Here is a 16,534-nt window from a genome sequence, read left to right on the forward strand (position 1 = left end):
GGCGGACATTCAGTCGCATAAGGCGATCGCTGGGGTCGTCCAAACCAAGGAAATCAATCATGGACTATTTCGATCAATACTGGTGGCTGATCTTCCCGATCCTCGGTATGGGAATGGGCTTTTTCGGCATGTACAGTGCCCACCGCACGCGCGCCGAAAAGATCAAACTGATCCGCTTCTATGTCGAACAGGGCAAGGAGCCGCCGCCCGCCCTGCTTGATGCCCTTAACGAAAACGGCACCGATGACGGCGGCTGCGGCGGTTCGCGGTCGGGTCGCATCACCAGCATTATCTCGTCCTTTACCGTATTCGCCGCCCTCGCACTGGCCTTCGGCTATACCGGCTGGCGCACGGGCGAGACCGTGTTCATCGCTCTGGGGCTGGGTTTTGCACCCGCCGCCCTCGTCATGCTGATCCTGCTCATCTATCGCCTGCGTTCGGACCGCAAGAACTGACGTGCATCACGCGGGGGACGAGCTACGCCTGTTGCAGGCGAAACAGGGATCGGATCAAGCCTTCGCGGCTCTGGTCGGCGCGCATCAGCAAGCGGTGCGCGCCTTCCTGCGTCGCCTGACGGCCTCCCCCGCCGATGCCGACGATCTGGCGCAGGAGGCTTTTGTCACGGCGTGGTCTCGGCTCGATCGCCTCGCGCCGGGCGTCTCGTTCCGCACCTTCGTCTGCGGCATCGCCTACCGCAAGGCGCTCAACGACCGTCGCCGGTCGAAACGCCGCGGCGAACGCGACGGCGCGTGGCTGTCCCTGCATGACGATATCGAGACCCCGTCGCACGAGACGCGCCTGACGCTGGAAGCCGCGCTGCAAACCCTTCCGATCGAACAGCGCGCAGCGGTATCGCTCTGTGTGGCTGAAGACTATAGCCATGCCGAGGCCGCCGCGATTCTAGGGCTTCCCCTCGGCACTGTAAAATCGCATATTCAACGCGGCCGTGCGCGGCTGTGTGCTCTGTTAGGAGTGAAGGATGAGTGACGCTTTAAAAGCGATCTTCGCCGCCGAACCGGTCGTGTCCACGCGCGACTGGGCGTTCGAACTGCGCGTTATGGCCGCCGTCGAGCGCCGACGCTTTCGTCGCAATGTCGTTCAGATGACCGTCGTTGCCTTGGCCGTCATCATGGCCGCCATTGCTCTGACACCCGCCCTGGCGCCGGTGCTGGACGGCCTGTATGCCCTGCCCGTCTTCGGGGTGATGATCAGCGTCATCCCCGCCGTCTTCGTGATATTGCGTCAGGCGCGGTTCAGCCGTCCTTAGCGACGCCCTCGATCAGCGGCACGAAACGCACCTCGCCCAGATCCTCGACCTCATACGCTTCCGCCGTCCGCGTATAGCGCAGCAGACGCTGCACCGAGCCTCGGCCCTGCGGCGCGACCATGATCCCCTTGACCTTGAGCTGCGACAGCAGCGGCATCGGCTCGTCCGGCAAGGCGGCGGTGACCAGTATCCGGTCGAACGGCGCCTGTTCCGGCCAGCCGGCCCAGCCGTCGGCAAAACGGTAGATGATATTTTCCAACATCAGCCGCTTGTGACGGATTTCCGCCTCCAGCATCAGCGAGCGGTAGCGCTCGATCGTATAGACATAGCGCACTAGCCGCGACAGGATCGCTGTCTGATAACCCGACCCCGTGCCGATTTCCAGCACCCGGTGACGGCCTTCGAGTTTCAGCGCCTGCGTCATCAGCGCCACGATATAGGGCTGCGAAATGGTCTGACCCGCCGCGATGGGAATGGCCGAATCTTCCCACGACCGGTCGAGGAACAGCTCCGGCACGAACAGGTCGCGCGGTGTATATTCCATCGCATGCAGCAGCTTATCGTCACTAATGCCCTGACTTTTCAGGCTGTCCAGCAGGCGCTCGATCCGGGTCTGGCCTTTTTCCGCATCGTCCATCATTGATCGGCCTCCAGAACGACCTCGGTCGCGGCAACTTTTTTCGGCACAGCCCCGCCCAATACACCTTTGAAACTATTCAGAGTTTCATAGTGCGTCAGGTCCAGATGCAACGGCGTCACCGAAATACGATTTTCCGCCACGGCCTTCAGGTCCGTACCCTCAAGCAGGGTATGTTCATGGGCGTGGAAATCAAGCCAGTAATAGTTCCGACCGCGCGGATCGACGCGTTTCACCGCGTGCAGATCGTGCAGATCGCGGAACCCTTGCCGCGTCATTTCCACCCCTGCCACCGCCGCGTCGTCGCAATCGGGAAAATTGATATTGAAGATCAGGTTCTTTGCCCAGCCCTTTGACAACAAAGCGCTAATCACGGGCGCGCCGTGGATGCGCGACGCCTCCCATTGCGCTTCGATGTCCATGTCGAAATCGAGGCACTGCGACAAAGCGATCGACGGAATGCCCAGGCTCATCCCCTGCAAGGCCCCCGCCACCGTCCCCGACAGCGTCACGTCCTGCGCCAGATTGAAACCGCGATTGACGCCCGACAGCACAAGGTCCGGCGGTTCCGGCAGCAGATCATTGACCGCGATCTGCACGCAGTCGGTCGGCGTCCCGCTCACCGCAAAGCTCTTTTCGTCCCGGCGATGCGCCCGGATGGGATCGTGTAGCGTGATGCCCCGCCCCTTGCCGGACTGCTCAGTGAGCGGCGCGCAAACCCACACATCGTCGCTCAGTTGCGCGGCGATTTCCCGCAGCACGGCCATGCCGTAGGCGTCGATACCGTCGTCATTGGTCAGGAGGATACGCATGAAACCGTACTACTGCGATTTCGCGTAAATCCGCAAGCGGGGTTGCATTGCAGAGAAGAAGTTATGCAGGGTCACGGACCCTGCACCCGTCACTTGGAGCGGATGATGCCGTCTTCCCCTCGCCCCTGCGGGGAGAGGGTGGCACGAAGTGCCGGGTGAGGGGGAAAGTTCCAAGTGCCGGAGTACCCCCCTCACCCCAGCCCTCTCCCCACAGGGCGAGGGAATTATCCGATATGCGTCAGACCGCCCATATAGCCCTGCAACACGTCAGGAATGGCGATCCGGCCGCCTTCATCCTGATAGTTCTCCATGATCGCCACCAAGGTCCGGCCGACCGCCAGACCCGACCCGTTCAGCGTATGGACGAACCGCGTACCCTTTTCGCCGGCCTTGCGTGTGCGGGCGTCCATGCGGCGGGCCTGGAAATCCCCGCAGTTAGAGCAGGAGGAAATCTCACGATAGGTATTTTGCGACGGCAGCCATACCTCCAGATCATAGGTCTTGCGCGCGCCGAAGCCCATATCGCCCGTACACAGCAACATGGTGCGGAAGCTCAGGCCCAGCTTTTTGAGGATCGCCTCGGCACATTCGGTCATGCGCTCGTGTTCCGCCGCCGACTCTTCCGGTGTGGTAATCGAGACCAGTTCGACCTTCTGGAACTGATGCTGGCGGATCATGCCCTTGGTGTCGCGCCCCGCTGATCCGGCCTCAGCACGGAAACAGTTGGTCAGGGCCGTCAGGCGCAGCGGCAGTTCTTCCTCGGCGGTGATCGCTTCACGCACGAGGTTGGTCAGGGACACTTCGGCGGTGGGGATGAGGTAGCGAGTGCCATCCGCTTCCAACAATTCAGCCAATCGATTTCGCCCAGCTTCATTTCTCTCTAAAAAAATAGAGTTTGGTTGTGGCGAGAGATAAGGATTTTTGCCAGTTTTATCTTTTATTTGTTCACCTTCTTCGATTAACTGAAACCAAATGTCAGCTTTTCGAATACGTTCTGCCGCAACGGAAGTTTTAAACAAATCCTCTTCAAACTTTGGCAGCTGTCCCGTACCGAACAGCGCGTGGTCCTTGACCAGCACCGGCGGATTGACCTCCAGATAGCCGTGCTCGGTCGTCTGGGTGTCGAGCATCCACTGACCGATAGCGCGTTCCAACCGGGCCAGTTGCCCCTTGAGCACCACGAAGCGCGAACCGGACATCTTGGCCGCGGCCTCGAAGTCCATCAGTCCGCCCAACGGCCCTTTCAGAGCCTCACCCAGATCGGCGTGATCCTTGGCCGGGAAGCTCAGAATGTTCGGCGCACCGTGTTTGCGGATTTCGACATTACCCGCCTCGTCCTCGCCTTCCGGCACGTCGTCAAACGGGATATTCGGCAGCGAGGCCAGCAGATCGCGCAGTTCCGCGTCCTTGAGGCGCTCCTGTTCCTGAGCCTCGGCAATCGCGTCTTTAAGGCCCTCAACCTCGGTCATCAGTTCAACGGCGCGCGCCTCGTCCTTCTGAGCCTTGGCCTTGCCGATTTCACCGGACAGCTTTTTCAGTTGCGCCTGATTGGTCTCGAACGCCGTCTTGGCGGCGCGGAGATCCTTGTCCAGCGCCAGAAGCTGATCGACGTCGGCCTGTGCCGATTCGCGCCCCCGCGACGTCCAGCCCTTGAGGTAAATGTCCGGGGTTTCTCGCAGGGCTTTGATATCGTGCATTTTAAAAATTCCAAGATCGAGTCTGGGGCACAACCCCACCCGGCCCTTCGGGCCACCCTCCCCTGATATCAGGGGAGGCGCTTATAAATAAGGTCCTCCCCTAATTTTAGGGGAGGTGGATTTTTAGCGATAGCTAAAAAGACGGTGGGGTTAATGCCACGCGCGCCGTCGGCTGTCAAAATCAGCTTACGGGGGAAGGTTCTTTCCGACGCCATTCGATTATGCGGACGCAGATAATCGAAATCTCGTACAGAAGCACGATCGGGATCGCCAACATAAGCTGAGAAATCGGGTCCGGCGGTGTCACGATGGCCGCGACGACGACGATAGCCAGAATGGCGTAGCGCCGCCCCTGCCCCAGCATTTTCGCCGACACAATCCCCGTCAGCCCCAGCAAAGTCAGAACGATCGGTAACTGAAAACACAGCCCGAAGGCCAGCATCAACGTCGTCACCAGCGAAAGATATTCCGACACCTTGGGCATCAGCTGTACGGTCACGGCCCCAGCACCCAAAATCTGCTGGCTCAAGCTAAACCACAGCACCATCGGCAGGATGATGAAATAGACCAGCAGCGCCCCAAGTATAAACAGCACCGGCGCGGCGATCAGGAACGGCAGAAACGCCATGCGCTCGCGCTTGTACAGGCCCGGCGCGACGAAGCGATAGACCTGAAAAGCGATTATCGGGAACGACAGTATAACCGCGCCGAAGCCGGCCATCTTCATCTTGGTGAACAGGAATTCCAGCGGCGCCGTGGTGATCAGGGCGACGCTGTTTTTCGCCTGCGGGACGTCTTTAAGGCCCAGAATGACCTCGATCAGGTCGAACGGTCCTGCCCCGTGCCCGCCATTAGCGCGCGAGGCTTCGAACATGCGATTGGCCATCTCATAGGGATGGGTCAGGAAGATGTAGATCGGCTCGGCGAAGGCAAAACAGAGGATAAACGCCGCCGCAAAGGCGAGCACCATCCAGATCAGGCGCGAGCGCAGCTCAATCAGATGGTCCATCAAGGGGGCGCGCGACGATTCGATCTCGTGATCGTCGGGGCTGCCGTCGGAGGTCACGATGTCGTTCATGTCGCCACCTTCTTCGCGCGGGTGCGCTTGGGCTTGGGTGCGACGTCCTCAACGATCGACGGCACTTCGGCGGCCTGAACTTCTGCATTTAACGACTTGGCGCGTCTGGGTTTTTTGACCGGCAGCACGACCTCTTCAGCCTCGACCGGGGCCTCAACAATCGCCGGGGCCTCGTTGAAATCAGCGGAATCGGGCGACGCTATGTCGTCCGAACCGCTGTAATAATGGCCTTTGGGATGCAGGTTCTCGTCGATTTCGTTCTCAAGTCGACGCATATCCTCACGGATATCATCGATGATCGGCGTATCGACCTTGCCGGAGCGCAGGGCCTCGACCTCCTTGCGCAGGTCGTCCAGTTCCGATTGCCGCGCCATGTCGTCGAAAGACGTGCGGAATTCGTCGGCCATCGACCGCATCTTCGCGACGAACTTGCCCAATTGGCGCAGAAGTTTCGGCAAATCCTTGGGCCCGACCACGATCAGGGCCACGACCGCGATCAATATGAGCTCGGAGCCCCCAATACCGGGCAGCATCAGTCAGCCTTTGTCTTGATATTTATACACTACGCCCGTTGAGGCGTGAAAAGGCGCTTAGTTGCCGTCTTTGTCGGTAACGGTCTTGGCCGACTCGTCTTTCTTGGGCGCGTCTTCGTCCTTGAGGCCTTCCTTGAACGCCTTGATGCCCTTGGCCGCGTCACCCATGATGCCCGACAGTTTGCCGCGACCGCCGAACAGCAGCAGCGCCACAACCGCGATGATGGCCCAATGCCAGATGCTGAAACTACCCATGATAAACCTCCACACGCGCGGCATCGCTTCCGGAGCGCGCCGAACCATACAATTTCCCCTCTTATAGGCGGATTGTAGCGCCACATCAAAGCGAAAATAAGCCCTGTTGCAAAAGCTTATCGGTCGCCGTTTTCCGCGCTCTCGAAGAAGTCCTGCGCGAATTCGACCTGATCCATCTCGTCCGTGTCGATGGGATCTTCGCTCGGGCGCGCGCCTGCCGGGTCAGGGATGACGAAATCCGCCGGGACATTGAGGTCGAGCAGCCCCGCCGCCCGCATGTCCGCCGCACCGGGCAGGTCGTGCAGACTGGGCAGGGAGAAGGTTTCAAGGAAGTGTTCCGTCGTGCCATAGGTCACCGGACGGCCCGGCGTCCGCCTGCGTCCGCGCAACCGGATCAGATTCATTTCGTGCAGCACGTCCAGCGTCCCGCGCGACAGGCCGACGCCGCGGATCGTCTCGATCTCGGCGCGCGTCACCGGCTGGTGGTAGGCGATGATGGCCAGCGTCTCCAGGGCGGCCTTGGACAGTTTGCGCGGCTCTTCGCGTTCCTCGACCATCAGATAGCCGAGGTCGACCGCCGTGCGGAACTGCCACTTGTCGGCCACGACCTCAAGCGTCACGCCGCGATCAGCATAGCGCGCCCGTAGCGCCGCCAGCGCCTTACCGACATCGGCGCCTTCGGGCAGACGGCGCGCCAGATCGGCGGCGGACATGGGCCCTGCGGCGGCGAACAACAAAGCTTCGAGCGCACGTTCGGTGTCGATGCGAGGAAAAGATTCGTCGGTCATCGTCCCTCCACCAGCGGCGGACGTTGCCGCATATACAGCGTCTCGAACGTCCCTAGTTGCTGGACCTGCATCAGGCCTTCCTTGGTCAGTTCCAGACTGGCCGACAGGGTCGAGGCCACATAGGAGGCGCGTTTCGGACCGCCCTCGCCGACCGGTCGCGGGGCAATTTCGTCCAAGGCCGTCCACTCTTTCAGTTCCGGCAAGACGTCGCGCAGGTGGTCGCGGGCGTCCTCCAGCGGATAGGCTTCGACGCGCATCGACGGGTCGTAATGACGGGCGATTTCGCGCTGCCTCTGGGTGACATAGGCCCCCATCAGATCGAACAGCGACACGTCGAGCCGTGACGACGGCAGGATAACGCGCGCTTCGGGGTCCCCACGCGCAAAGACATCGCGCTTCAACTGAGGCCGCGAGGTGATCGCCTCGACCGCCTTGCGGATGGCTTCGAGCTTTTTCAGGCGAAAGGCCAGAGCCGCGGCCAGTTCTTCGGGCTCCGGCTCGTCGGTCGGCTTGCGCTCCGGCACCGGCAGCAGCAGGCGCGACTTCAGATAAGCCAGCCAAGACGCCATGACAAGGTAATCCGCCGCCAGCGAAAAGCGCAGCTTGCGCGCCTGCTGGATGAAGCCGAGATACTGCTCGGCCAGACGAGTAATCGAGATTTTGAGCAGGTCGACCTTCTGCTGGCGCGCCAGAACCAGCAGCACGTGCAGCGGTCCTTCGTAGCCATCGAGATCGAGGACCAGCGCGTCGTCGGCCTCGATTTCGGTGTCGGGGACGGCGTCGGACGAGAAGTCGAGGCGGTGTTGACGCACCTCGTTTTCCAGCCGAACATTATCCCCGCCCCTTGTGACCATGCTTAACCGACCTGATAGACGGTCGGGTCGGCATAGCCCTCGTAGTCTTCACGCACGGTGGCGACCTTGCGACGCAGAGCGACGCTCAGGCGCGTGCGCGCGGCGTTGACGTCGAGCGGTTCGACGATGTGTTTCAGGCGCGCGACAGCAGACATAGCCCGCTCCAGCGCCTTGCCCTTGAGGACCGGTGTGGCGGCGGCGACCTGTTGCATCTCGTCCATATTGCCGTTGCAGTGCAAGACCACGTCGCACCCTGCACGCAGCGACGACTTCGTGCGGTGCGCGAAGGTGCCTTTCAGCGCCCCCATCGACAGGTCGTCGCACATCAGAAGCCCGTCGAAGCCGATATCTTCGCGGATGACCTTGATGACCTTTTTCGAGGTCGTCGCAGGGTTGCGGCGATCGATGGCCGCGTAGACCACGTGCGCGGTCATGGCCAACGGCATGTCCGCATTGACGGCGAACGGATAAAAGTCGGTTGTGTCCAGTTCGTCGCGCTTCGCCTTCACCACCGGCAGGTCATGGTGCGAATCTGCCAGAGCCCGGCCATGCCCCGGTATATGCTTGATCACCGGCAAAACGCCCCCGGCCAGCAGGCCTTCGCAGGCGGCGCGGCCCATGGTGGCGACGGCTTCCGCCGTGTCGCCATAGGCGCGGTCGCCGATAATGTCATGAGCGTTGGGCTGCGGCACATCAAGAACCGGTACGCAGTCGACATTGATCCCCAATGCCGCCAGATCATGCGCCATCAGGCGCGCGCCCAAGCGGACCAGTTCACGATGCTCGAACACCGATTCGGTCACGTCGCCAAAAGTCGCCGCCGCCGGATAGGTCGGCCAGTGGGGGGCTTTCAGACGTTGAACGCGCCCGCCTTCCTGATCGATCAGGATCAGGACGTGCGGGTGACCCGCGGCGGCCTTGAGCGCCGAGACCAGCGCCTTGACCTGCTCCGGCGTGTCGATATTGCGCTTGAAGAGGATGAAACCGAGCGGCTTTTTGGCAGCAAAGAAGGCCACCTCCGCCTTGCTCAGTTCCAACCCCTCGCAGCCGAAAATGGCGGCGGTGATCTTACCCTTGAATGTCGTCTTAAGCACGTCGTTACAGATCCCTGTATTACTTGACGAAACAGCTCTTGCCCGCCGCTTTCAGCGCGTCGCAGAACTGCTTCGCCTTTTCCTTCGAAGCGAAACCGCTAAAAGACGTCCTGTAAAAAGTCGATCCGTTGACTTCGACCTTCTGGACCACCTTCGACGTACCACCGACAAACAGGCCGTAGGTTGAGGCCGCCTGCGCATATTCGCGGTCGGCGATGGCCTGCGACGAGAAGGCACCGATCTGAACCGAGGCGGAACCGCCAGACACAGCGACGGGCTTTTCCACTGGCTTCGGCGTTTCGACCGGCTTGGCGACCGGCGGCGGGACGGGTTTGGCATCCGCCGCGACTACAGGCTTCTCGGCCGGGGGTTCTGCCGGTTTAATGACGGTCTTGGCCGGTGGCAGAATATTCTCGGCGCTGTCAGCGGGCTTGACCGGCGCCGCGGCGCTTGAGGCGTCACGGTTTTGCGGTGCCTCGGTATCGTTGGCGAACTTCGGCGCCGTGGCCGAGGTGTCGGTAGCGGAGTCGATCAGATCGTCGTCGCCCAGAGGCCGCGCTTCCTCGATCGATCCGTCCTTGTAACCGGCCAGCGGCTCGCCGACATCGCCGACCTTGCGCGAATTGAGGCCCGAATTATAGAACAGAACCACCGCCAGAAGCAGAACGACCAGAACGATGCCCGACGCGATCAGGGTGATCGGCGTCTGATCGCGTGACGGCGCCGGGCGGCGCGTCTCGTAACTCAGATGATCCTCCGTCGGCGGCGAATAGGTTCCGCGTTCGTTATCTTCCACCATGCCCGTCGTCCTTATCCAAATCGCAATCCGAAAACCGGCTTTACGCCACCGTTCGGAAAACGCCTATCACACAAATGCCCGCCTGAACTCAAGCCTCAAAAGCCTTAACCGCTGCGCAGGGCTTTTATCTGACGAATCATCTGCACCCAAGCCGATGATTTTGTCACTGCCGGGGCCGAAGGAAAAGGGCCACCGACACTTTCCCTAAAGTCAACCAATACCGTTCCCCTGTATTATTTTCGCCTCACCTTGTTGAAAATGCGTCGAAAAGACGACTCGTACGATAAAAAACGGTCACAGAACGTGTTTTCAATTGGACGCCTGTAATAACTTATTTTACGCTCATGAGACGAGTAAGGTGAGTATTGCAAGGGGCTTGCATGCTGTTTTCAGCGTCTGGCTACATGTTCGAGGATTTTGTCCAGGACACCTCCGAAATCACCTCGCGGGAAAAGCTCTATGAGGTTTTCCGCGAGGCCATGGGGGAGCTGGGCTATGACCGTGTGAATTTTTCGATCGGTCGCGATCAGGACATCCCTGCCAGCGATATGGGCTTCGGCCTATTGAGCAACTACCCGGTCGACTGGCAAAACTATTACACCGAAAAGAACTTCGTGAAGATCGATCCGGTCTTCCGTTGCGCCGTCAGTCAGTACGGCCCGTTCCGCTGGTCCGACCTCGAACGCAAGCTACGCCTGAGCGACAAGCAGATCCGTTTCCTGCGCATGGGCGAAGAGGCCGGGCTCAACAACGGCATCGGCATTCCCTTCAACGGTCCGCGCCTGCAAATCGCCGGGGTCGGCCTGGCGACATCGGCCAAACAGATCAAGCCCTATGCCAAGCTCGACCTGATCAGCGCCTACTGCAATCAATTCTACACCGTCTATAAGCGGATCGTGGCCAAGTCGCATGGCCTGACGCCGGAAATGGCCGTTCTGTCTTCGCGCGAACGGGAAATCCTGACCTGGGTGGCACACGGCAAGACCGATGACGACATCGGCTGTATTCTCGGTATCAGCTCGAACACCGTCGACTATCATATCCGCAATATCTACGGAAAGCTGGGCGTCAACAACCGCGTCGTCGCCGCTATCAAGGGCATTTCCAACGGCTTTATCGAGCTGTAAACCCTTTCCGTCAAACCCGTCTTCCGAAACCGCAGCCGTCGGGTCTGCGGTTTTTGTTTTGGCCATGCCTGGTGAGAAACGACTCGCCGCCATCGACGCACAGCACGCGCTTCCACAATGACGTGTGTGCGCACCCGCCAGACGGGTAAAAAAGGATAAGTTTCATTACCTTCCCGCGCAAACCCCACGCCTTCGCGTGGTGTTTTTTCCCCATTACCGACCGCATCATATCCCTACCACCACACAGGGAGGCTGATATGATCAAGCTGTTGAGTTACAAAAACATTTCTCAAAATGCCGAGCTGTATTTCGATCAGTTCCGATTACGCCACCGTGAATTCATCGACCGACAGGACTACGACGTCAAGGCGCACGACGGCATGGAGTTCGACGAATACGACACCTTGGCGGCGCAGTACCTCGTCTATAGCGAAGACGGCCGCACAGCGCTCGGCGCCAGTCGCCTGACGCCGGTCGTCATGGGCTGCATGCTCAAGGACCACTTCCCGCATCTGGTCGACGACCACGCCCTCCTGTCCCAGACCGACGTCTGGGAAGGCACGCGATTCTGCATCGACAGTAGCCTGCCGCCGGAGCAACGCCGCCACATCTGTCAAAGCCTTGCCCTGGCCTATGTCGAAGCAGGCCTGAATATAGGTGCCACCCACATCATCGGGTTGATGCCGACCCTCATCCTGCGCTCGGTCTTCGAGCGTTCGGGTATCCAGCTTGACCGTTTGGGTGCGCCGCACGCCATCGGCGCTCATTCCCGCATTCAGGCCGCCTCGATCGAGGTCTGTATCGAACAAATTACCCGCGCCGCCGCCACCAGCGGCCTGTCAAACGTTATGAACGGAGATATCCCCCACCATGCTGCGTAACCGCGACGCTTCCATCGAGCAACTGCTCGACGCTCTCGACTTCATGCGCAAGGATCTGCGCGCCAATGATCTCGGTGGTTTCGCCGAGATCATCGACAAGGCCTTCGAGACCTGCGCCGACAAATATGTCGAAGACAAGATGCGGGGACTCTACACCTCGCTCGAAACCCGCCAGATCAATACGCGCCCGATCTGAAGTTCTAAAGCTTGAACCAGACGTCCGGCCTCCTGCGTCCATTCCTGAACCGGATGTCTGCCACCTGAGGCGTGCCTTTGCCCCAAGGCGCGCCTTCTTTTTATTTCCCGTCGGTATATTTCGGCTCGTCGTGCGACATGGCCTTGACCAGCGCCAGCACGCTACGGCGCTTGGTGGCGTTGATGCGGACGAAATAGCGGGCCAGTTCCGCACCTTCGGCGCTGGCCAGAAACCGTGCGACGCTCATGCCCGATTCGAGACCGAAATCGGGGCCCGCCACCTTGCCGTCGACACCGTCTGACGCAGGCGCGGCGACCGGATCTATCCCGTCGAAAAAACGCGCCACGGGGATGCCCAGAAAGCGCGAAATCTCGAACAGTTTGGATGAACTGATACGGTTGGCACCGCTCTCGTATTTCTGCACCTGCTGAAAGGTCAGGCCGATGGCGTCCGCCAGAGTTTCCTGCGTGATCCCCAGTCGTTTGCGGTTCAGGCGGACGATCTGTCCTACATGCACGTCAACCGGGTGCTTCTCGCCTTCGAGCACGGATTACTCCTGTTATGAAATCCCCCCAAACCAACGCATAGCAGCGTTCCGCCCCGTCGGTCAATCCGGCGACTTTATAAACCAGAGGTGGCAAAAAAGTATTGGTAGGCCCGGAGGGACTCGAACCCCCAACCAGACCGTTATGAGCGGTCGGCTCTAACCATTGAGCTACAGGCCCCCATCCGAGGGAAGGCAGCGTGCCTAACATGGCCGCTTTCCGATTTAAAGCCCACACCCGCGTTTTTCAACAGGCCACAACCTAACATGCGGGTTCAGGTCCGGTTCAGATGTCCGGATCGATAATTGATTTCAGCTTCGGTAATCGATCACAAATCGATCACACGGGCGACGTAAAGCCGACGCATTACGGCATATATCTAATCCTGATGGCACGGCCTTACCGTCCCGCAACTCAAAGAGACCCCGATTATGAAAAAGACCCTGTCCCTGTCCGCCGCCGTCCTGATCCTGGGTTTCGCCGCCGCCCCCGTATTGGCGCAATCTACCCCCGTACCCGTGGAGAAAACCATGATCCAAGAGGGCACGATCCTCAACTTGTCCGAGACCGCCGAGGTCAAGAGCGCGCCCGACGTCGCCTTCATCACTTTCGGCGTCGTCACCGAAGGCAAGACGGCACAAGAGGCGATGGCCGCCAACGCCGCCCAGATGAACGCTGTCTTTGCCGCCGTGAAAAAGCAGGGCATCGCCGACAAGAACGTCCAGACCTCCGGTCTCAACCTCAACGCGGTATACGACTATCCGCAAAATTCGACGCCGGTCCTGCGCGGCTATCAGGCCTCTAACCAGATCAGCGTTCGCGTCGAAGATCTGTCGAAGTTGGGCGTCTCAATCGACGCCGTCGTCAAGGCCGGCATCAACCAGATCAACGGCATTTCGTTCGGGTTGAAAGATTCGTCGAAGGCCGCCGATCAGGCGCGTCTGGACGCGACCAAGACCCTGCGCGCCCGCGCTGACCTTTATGCGAAGTCGCTGGGCCTCACGGTCAAGCGCATCAAGGTGCTTACCGAAAACGCCGACACCTCCGGTCCGCGCCCGGTGCCGATGTACAAGGCCATGGCCATGGACCGCGCCGAAGCCACGCCGATCGCCGGCGGCGAGGTCTCGACCAGCCTGACCCTTAACGCGGTGTTCGAATTGGAGTAGACGCAAGGCCTTATCTGACAAAGGGCGGGCAGCAATGCCCGCCCTTTTTTTCATGCCCGCTCACAGGAGTGTGATGACAAAGTCAAATATCGGTGTTAACTTTTTATTAAGGATGTTTTTCGGGGGAACGGGCGGATGTCATCACGTGTGAAAATGGCCAGCGCCATCGTCATCGGCGGCGTGCTTGCCATAACGGTTGCGGTGGGCTTTGCTCAGGCGCAGGACGCCAAAAACAACGCCTCGGCCAGCCGCACGACGACGCTGAAACCCACCGCCGTCAGCACCGCCAAGATCAACCCCGCCCTGCTGAGGAAGCCCGAAGCGCCCGCCCGCGTCGACTGGTCCGCCGCCGTCATGCAGTCACGCGCCGCGCCGATCAATACGCTCAACCTCAAGGCCGCGCGCGATCCGAAAGCGCCGACGATCCAGCCGCTCGCCGCGCGTTTGCCACGTCAGGAACTCGACAAGACGCGCCTGCCCATGCTGATGCCGAAGACCGGTGGGATGATCAAGATCGACAAGGCCAAGGTCGTCTCCTTCGGCGACGCCTATTCGCTGAACCTGCCGCAGGACAAGGGGATGCAACTGACCCTGATGGGCAACCGCTCGATGATCAAGGCCGACCGCGGCATGATCTCGGCCAAGGCCCGCGCCAAGGTCAACGGCGTCGCCGAGACCGTGCGCATCACCAAGCTCGAGGACGGCTGGACGGCCAGCTTCCGCCGTTACGGCGTCCTCTATACGGTCGACCTTCTATGCGAAGACCTGCAAAGCGCGTCTTGCGCCACCGACGGTTATCTGCGCGCCGCCATCGCCGACATCAGCGAAGTCAGTCTGGGGGCCGAAGCGATGAAAGAGGCTCAGGCCGCGGGGGTCAAGTGATGAAACGTCTTGTCCTCATCCCCCTGCTTCTCCTCGCGGCCTGCGATCAGACCGGGACCGGTGGCGGCACGTCGTCGTCTTCCGCCTCGTCGTCCTCCTCCGAAAGCAGTGCCGCGTCGTCCTCAAGCGCGTCCTCATCATCAGAGTCCTCGTCGTCCATTGCTCTGCCCGACTTCCCGCACGACCCGGCCACGCAACTGGCGGCCGGTTCGGGTTCCGGCTACGCAGACCTGTCGAACTGGGCACCCGGCATTTGCTTCCCGCTGGCCGACACCCCGGCCTACGCCAATTCGCAGGTCTATCGCCCTGGCGGTAGCGCCCGCCCCTCCGAGCCCAGCCAGTGCGCGGCGGAGAATTACAGCTACCCTTGGCAGGATAATTTCTGCGAAAGCCGCAGCTGGTCGAACCCGCTATGTAATTCAGGCCAGGGCCATCAGGGGCAGGACATCCGCCCGAAAACCTGTAAATCGAACCTCTACTGGGCCGTGGCTCCCGAAGACGGCGTGGTCACGCAGATGGGCTCGATGACGGTGGCCATTACCGGCAATGCCCCGCCGCACCGCGTCTATCGCTACCTGCACATGCAGAGATCGAGCCTGCGCGTGGCTCTGCACGACACCGTCGTGCGCGGTCAGAAACTGGGGCTGGTCTCCAACAATCTCGGCGTGAATTCGCAGGGCCAGCAGCAATATACGACCATCCACCTGCATTTCGAGATCCGCGTGGGCCAGACCGAAACCCTGTCGGACGGCACGGTTTTGAGCGCCGACGATTTCGTGCCGCCCTATACGGCGCTGGTCGATTCCTATCAGCGCAAGCTGGCCGGCGACTGCCCGACGGTGGAATAGCCTGTAGCCAAAGCGCAGGGTTGCCTTTAGGTTGATCCCAAACGGGGGATTAATCATGCTTGATAAGCTTGTGTCGACCAAAGGGCGTCTGGCGCGTTCGCCCTATGCCCTGTTCGTTTTTTGCCTGACCGTCGCCACCTTCATTTCGGCTCAGCTTTCCGACGCCCTGACCCTCAACATTTTAGGCGTTTCCCCCACTCAGGCGTCCCTTGCCATGACGCTGGCGGCCCTGTTCGAACTGGCCTTTGTCTGGCTGATTTATGCGGCGACGGTGCGCCGGTTGAACGATATGGACGGTCCGCGCTGGCCCGTCTGGTTGTTCCTGTTGCCTTTTCTTCCCGTCGGCGTCAGCCTTTTCCTACCTTGGGTATTTCCGCCCTTTTATAAGGACGGTTTCGAATTTAATCAGGACTTTCTGACGTATAGCTCTGCGCTACAAACGATCTCGGTCATCCTAAGTACAGCCAAGCTGATCACGGCACTTGTCGTTAGTCTTATCCCCGGCACCAAGGGTGATAACCGCTTCGGCCCCTCCGGCCGTCAGCCCGCTGAGATTTTCGAATAGGTTCACCATGCTCAAATTTCTCTTCTCGACCAAAGGCCGCACCCGGCGCATTCCTTATGCTGCGTTTGTCGTGCCACCGATCATCGTTATTTGGGGCATCGGTGAAGTCCTTGCTGGATTAGCCTCCACCATGCACATGCCCGCCTACAGCCTGTCCTTGATGAGCCTGGGTGTCGCACAACTTCTGCTGGTCTGGCCGACCTATACCCTGTCGATCAGACGTCTTCACGATCTGAACTGGCCGGAGTTTCCCGCCCTGCTCATTCTGTCGTCGCTTGTCATGGCTGTTTTATACCTGCTCACGCCGCTCGTGGTTCCGATGGTTGAACTGGAAACGGGGGTGTTCAGCGAAGGCTATCGAACGGCGAAGGCGGGTCTGGACACGATAGGCAAGGCGTTATGGGCCGCGCGGTTGGCCTTTATAGTCGTTCTCTGCCTGATTCCCGGTACCAAAGGCCCCAACCGCTTCGATCCGGTGCAACCCGACGACAGCGTTTTTGAATAGCCCGC

At 60.3% G+C, this 16,534-nt stretch carries 22 protein-coding genes and 1 tRNA gene; 11 read left to right on the forward strand and 12 right to left on the reverse strand.

The annotated features are described in order from the left end of the window. Positions 1-59 precede the first annotated feature (59 nt). The 3 genes from AEYBE204_RS25035 to AEYBE204_RS25045 are packed head-to-tail and all read left to right on the forward strand — an operon-like array spanning position 60 to position 1,267. Positions 60-455, forward strand: a complete 396-nt coding sequence (locus tag AEYBE204_RS25035) for a hypothetical protein (protein ID WP_023461157.1) — start codon at positions 60-62, stop codon at positions 453-455. 1 nt (position 456) lies between these two features. Further along, positions 457-987 (forward strand): RNA polymerase sigma factor, encoded by a 531-nt coding sequence (locus AEYBE204_RS25040; RefSeq protein ID WP_023461158.1) that lies wholly within the window; start codon positions 457-459, stop codon positions 985-987. Next, a complete protein-coding gene (locus AEYBE204_RS25045) occupies positions 980-1,267 on the forward strand; it encodes a hypothetical protein (RefSeq protein WP_023461159.1) in 288 nt (95 codons plus the stop codon). Before AEYBE204_RS25040 ends, AEYBE204_RS25045 begins: the two co-directional genes overlap by 8 nt. On the opposite strand, the gene AEYBE204_RS25050 is transcribed toward AEYBE204_RS25045, so the two are convergent. The 10 genes from AEYBE204_RS25050 to AEYBE204_RS25095 form a co-directional block, all read right to left on the reverse strand. Continuing rightward, positions 1,254-1,907, reverse strand: coding sequence for a protein-L-isoaspartate(D-aspartate) O-methyltransferase (locus AEYBE204_RS25050; protein ID WP_369751795.1), 654 nt, complete (start codon positions 1,905-1,907; stop codon positions 1,254-1,256). The genes AEYBE204_RS25045 and AEYBE204_RS25050 overlap by 14 nt on opposite strands. Continuing rightward, complete coding sequence (surE, locus tag AEYBE204_RS25055) at positions 1,904-2,716, reverse strand: 5'/3'-nucleotidase SurE (RefSeq protein WP_023461161.1); 813 nt, start codon at positions 2,714-2,716, stop codon at positions 1,904-1,906. Before surE ends, AEYBE204_RS25050 begins: the two co-directional genes overlap by 4 nt. A gap of 224 nt (positions 2,717-2,940) precedes the next feature. After that, the gene (gene serS, locus AEYBE204_RS25060; protein WP_023461162.1) at positions 2,941-4,413 is read right to left on the reverse strand and encodes a serine--tRNA ligase; all 1,473 of its coding nucleotides are present in this window, start codon (positions 4,411-4,413) and stop codon (positions 2,941-2,943) included. A 181-nt stretch (positions 4,414-4,594) separates the two neighbouring features. Next, entirely contained in the window at positions 4,595-5,491 is an 897-nt protein-coding gene (gene tatC / locus AEYBE204_RS25065) for a twin-arginine translocase subunit TatC (RefSeq protein WP_023461163.1), read from the reverse strand. Next, positions 5,488-6,024 (reverse strand): Sec-independent protein translocase protein TatB, encoded by a 537-nt coding sequence (gene tatB, locus AEYBE204_RS25070; protein WP_023461164.1) that lies wholly within the window; start codon positions 6,022-6,024, stop codon positions 5,488-5,490. Before tatB ends, tatC begins: the two co-directional genes overlap by 4 nt. A gap of 57 nt (positions 6,025-6,081) precedes the next feature. Then, positions 6,082-6,279 carry a twin-arginine translocase TatA/TatE family subunit gene (locus AEYBE204_RS25075; RefSeq protein WP_031229883.1) on the reverse strand — a complete coding sequence of 66 codons (198 nt, stop codon included), beginning with the start codon at positions 6,277-6,279 and terminating at the stop codon, positions 6,082-6,084. A gap of 116 nt (positions 6,280-6,395) precedes the next feature. After that, the gene (scpB, locus tag AEYBE204_RS25080; protein WP_023461166.1) at positions 6,396-7,067 is read right to left on the reverse strand and encodes an SMC-Scp complex subunit ScpB; all 672 of its coding nucleotides are present in this window, start codon (positions 7,065-7,067) and stop codon (positions 6,396-6,398) included. Further along, a complete protein-coding gene (locus AEYBE204_RS25085; protein WP_023461167.1) occupies positions 7,064-7,921 on the reverse strand; it encodes a ScpA family protein in 858 nt (285 codons plus the stop codon). The genes scpB and AEYBE204_RS25085 overlap by 4 nt, the downstream gene beginning before the upstream one ends. A gap of 2 nt (positions 7,922-7,923) precedes the next feature. Next, a complete protein-coding gene (nagZ, locus tag AEYBE204_RS25090) occupies positions 7,924-9,015 on the reverse strand; it encodes a beta-N-acetylhexosaminidase (RefSeq protein ID WP_023461168.1) in 1,092 nt (363 codons plus the stop codon). Positions 9,016-9,034: 19 nt separating this feature from the next. Next, the gene (locus tag AEYBE204_RS25095) at positions 9,035-9,814 is read right to left on the reverse strand and encodes an SPOR domain-containing protein (protein ID WP_023461169.1); all 780 of its coding nucleotides are present in this window, start codon (positions 9,812-9,814) and stop codon (positions 9,035-9,037) included. A 380-nt stretch (positions 9,815-10,194) separates the two neighbouring features. Here AEYBE204_RS25095 and AEYBE204_RS25100 point away from each other — a divergent pair, with 380 nt between their 5' ends. The 3 genes from AEYBE204_RS25100 to AEYBE204_RS25110 all read left to right on the forward strand — a co-directional run bounded on the left by AEYBE204_RS25100 (position 10,195) and on the right by AEYBE204_RS25110 (position 12,018). After that, on the forward strand, positions 10,195-10,941 hold the full coding sequence (locus tag AEYBE204_RS25100; RefSeq protein WP_023461170.1) for a LuxR family transcriptional regulator: 747 nt from the start codon (positions 10,195-10,197) through the stop codon (positions 10,939-10,941). A 257-nt stretch (positions 10,942-11,198) separates the two neighbouring features. Beyond that, positions 11,199-11,822 (forward strand): acyl-homoserine-lactone synthase, encoded by a 624-nt coding sequence (locus tag AEYBE204_RS25105; protein ID WP_023461171.1) that lies wholly within the window; start codon positions 11,199-11,201, stop codon positions 11,820-11,822. Further along, on the forward strand, positions 11,812-12,018 hold the full coding sequence (locus AEYBE204_RS25110) for a hypothetical protein (protein WP_023461172.1): 207 nt from the start codon (positions 11,812-11,814) through the stop codon (positions 12,016-12,018). The genes AEYBE204_RS25105 and AEYBE204_RS25110 overlap by 11 nt, the downstream gene beginning before the upstream one ends. 100 nt (positions 12,019-12,118) lie before the next feature. On the opposite strand, the gene AEYBE204_RS0119915 is transcribed toward AEYBE204_RS25110, so the two are convergent. Next, entirely contained in the window at positions 12,119-12,565 is a 447-nt protein-coding gene (locus AEYBE204_RS0119915) for a helix-turn-helix domain-containing protein (RefSeq protein WP_031229889.1), read from the reverse strand. A 102-nt stretch (positions 12,566-12,667) separates the two neighbouring features. Beyond that, positions 12,668-12,743 (reverse strand) — tRNA-Ile (locus AEYBE204_RS25115). Positions 12,744-12,994: 251 nt separating this feature from the next. Here AEYBE204_RS25115 and AEYBE204_RS25120 point away from each other — a divergent pair. From AEYBE204_RS25120 to AEYBE204_RS25140, 5 genes are all read left to right on the forward strand, one after another. Continuing rightward, on the forward strand, positions 12,995-13,729 hold the full coding sequence (locus tag AEYBE204_RS25120) for an SIMPL domain-containing protein (protein WP_023461173.1): 735 nt from the start codon (positions 12,995-12,997) through the stop codon (positions 13,727-13,729). Between the two features lie 135 nt (positions 13,730-13,864). Beyond that, on the forward strand, positions 13,865-14,611 hold the full coding sequence (locus AEYBE204_RS25125; RefSeq protein WP_155908242.1) for a hypothetical protein: 747 nt from the start codon (positions 13,865-13,867) through the stop codon (positions 14,609-14,611). Further along, positions 14,611-15,459 (forward strand): M23 family metallopeptidase, encoded by an 849-nt coding sequence (locus AEYBE204_RS25130; protein WP_023461175.1) that lies wholly within the window; start codon positions 14,611-14,613, stop codon positions 15,457-15,459. Before AEYBE204_RS25125 ends, AEYBE204_RS25130 begins: the two co-directional genes overlap by 1 nt. Before the next feature lie 55 nt (positions 15,460-15,514). Further along, entirely contained in the window at positions 15,515-16,024 is a 510-nt protein-coding gene (locus tag AEYBE204_RS25135) for a DUF805 domain-containing protein (RefSeq protein ID WP_023461176.1), read from the forward strand. Between the two features lie 7 nt (positions 16,025-16,031). Then, the gene (locus AEYBE204_RS25140; protein WP_023461177.1) at positions 16,032-16,529 is read left to right on the forward strand and encodes a DUF805 domain-containing protein; all 498 of its coding nucleotides are present in this window, start codon (positions 16,032-16,034) and stop codon (positions 16,527-16,529) included. The last annotated feature ends 5 nt before the right edge of the window (positions 16,530-16,534 follow it).

The sequence above is a fragment of the Asticcacaulis sp. YBE204 genome (genome assembly GCF_000495855.1).
GTDB lineage: Bacteria > Pseudomonadota > Alphaproteobacteria > Caulobacterales > Caulobacteraceae > Asticcacaulis.

Bases quoted from the DNA above. Each gene is read 5' to 3' on its own strand.
- AEYBE204_RS25035 (WP_023461157.1), top strand. From the start codon at position 60: ATGGACTATTTCGATCAATACTGGTGGCTGATCTTCCCGATCCTCGGT.
- AEYBE204_RS25045 (WP_023461159.1), top strand. From the start codon at position 980: ATGAGTGACGCTTTAAAAGCGATCTTCGCCGCCGAACCGGTCGTGTCC.
- AEYBE204_RS25050 (WP_369751795.1), bottom strand. From the start codon at position 1,907: ATGATGGACGATGCGGAAAAAGGCCAGACCCGGATCGAGCGCCTGCTG.
- surE (WP_023461161.1), bottom strand. From the start codon at position 2,716: ATGCGTATCCTCCTGACCAATGACGACGGTATCGACGCCTACGGCATG.
- serS (WP_023461162.1), bottom strand. From the start codon at position 4,413: ATGCACGATATCAAAGCCCTGCGAGAAACCCCGGACATTTACCTCAAG.
- tatC (WP_023461163.1), bottom strand. From the start codon at position 5,491: ATGAACGACATCGTGACCTCCGACGGCAGCCCCGACGATCACGAGATC.
- tatB (WP_023461164.1), bottom strand. From the start codon at position 6,024: ATGCTGCCCGGTATTGGGGGCTCCGAGCTCATATTGATCGCGGTCGTG.
- AEYBE204_RS25075 (WP_031229883.1), bottom strand. From the start codon at position 6,279: ATGGGTAGTTTCAGCATCTGGCATTGGGCCATCATCGCGGTTGTGGCG.
- scpB (WP_023461166.1), bottom strand. From the start codon at position 7,067: ATGACCGACGAATCTTTTCCTCGCATCGACACCGAACGTGCGCTCGAA.
- AEYBE204_RS25085 (WP_023461167.1), bottom strand. From the start codon at position 7,921: ATGGTCACAAGGGGCGGGGATAATGTTCGGCTGGAAAACGAGGTGCGT.
- AEYBE204_RS25095 (WP_023461169.1), bottom strand. From the start codon at position 9,814: ATGGTGGAAGATAACGAACGCGGAACCTATTCGCCGCCGACGGAGGAT.
- AEYBE204_RS25100 (WP_023461170.1), top strand. From the start codon at position 10,195: ATGCTGTTTTCAGCGTCTGGCTACATGTTCGAGGATTTTGTCCAGGAC.
- AEYBE204_RS25105 (WP_023461171.1), top strand. From the start codon at position 11,199: ATGATCAAGCTGTTGAGTTACAAAAACATTTCTCAAAATGCCGAGCTG.
- AEYBE204_RS25110 (WP_023461172.1), top strand. From the start codon at position 11,812: ATGCTGCGTAACCGCGACGCTTCCATCGAGCAACTGCTCGACGCTCTC.
- AEYBE204_RS25120 (WP_023461173.1), top strand. From the start codon at position 12,995: ATGAAAAAGACCCTGTCCCTGTCCGCCGCCGTCCTGATCCTGGGTTTC.
- AEYBE204_RS25125 (WP_155908242.1), top strand. From the start codon at position 13,865: ATGTCATCACGTGTGAAAATGGCCAGCGCCATCGTCATCGGCGGCGTG.
- AEYBE204_RS25130 (WP_023461175.1), top strand. From the start codon at position 14,611: ATGAAACGTCTTGTCCTCATCCCCCTGCTTCTCCTCGCGGCCTGCGAT.
- AEYBE204_RS25135 (WP_023461176.1), top strand. From the start codon at position 15,515: ATGCTTGATAAGCTTGTGTCGACCAAAGGGCGTCTGGCGCGTTCGCCC.
- AEYBE204_RS25140 (WP_023461177.1), top strand. From the start codon at position 16,032: ATGCTCAAATTTCTCTTCTCGACCAAAGGCCGCACCCGGCGCATTCCT.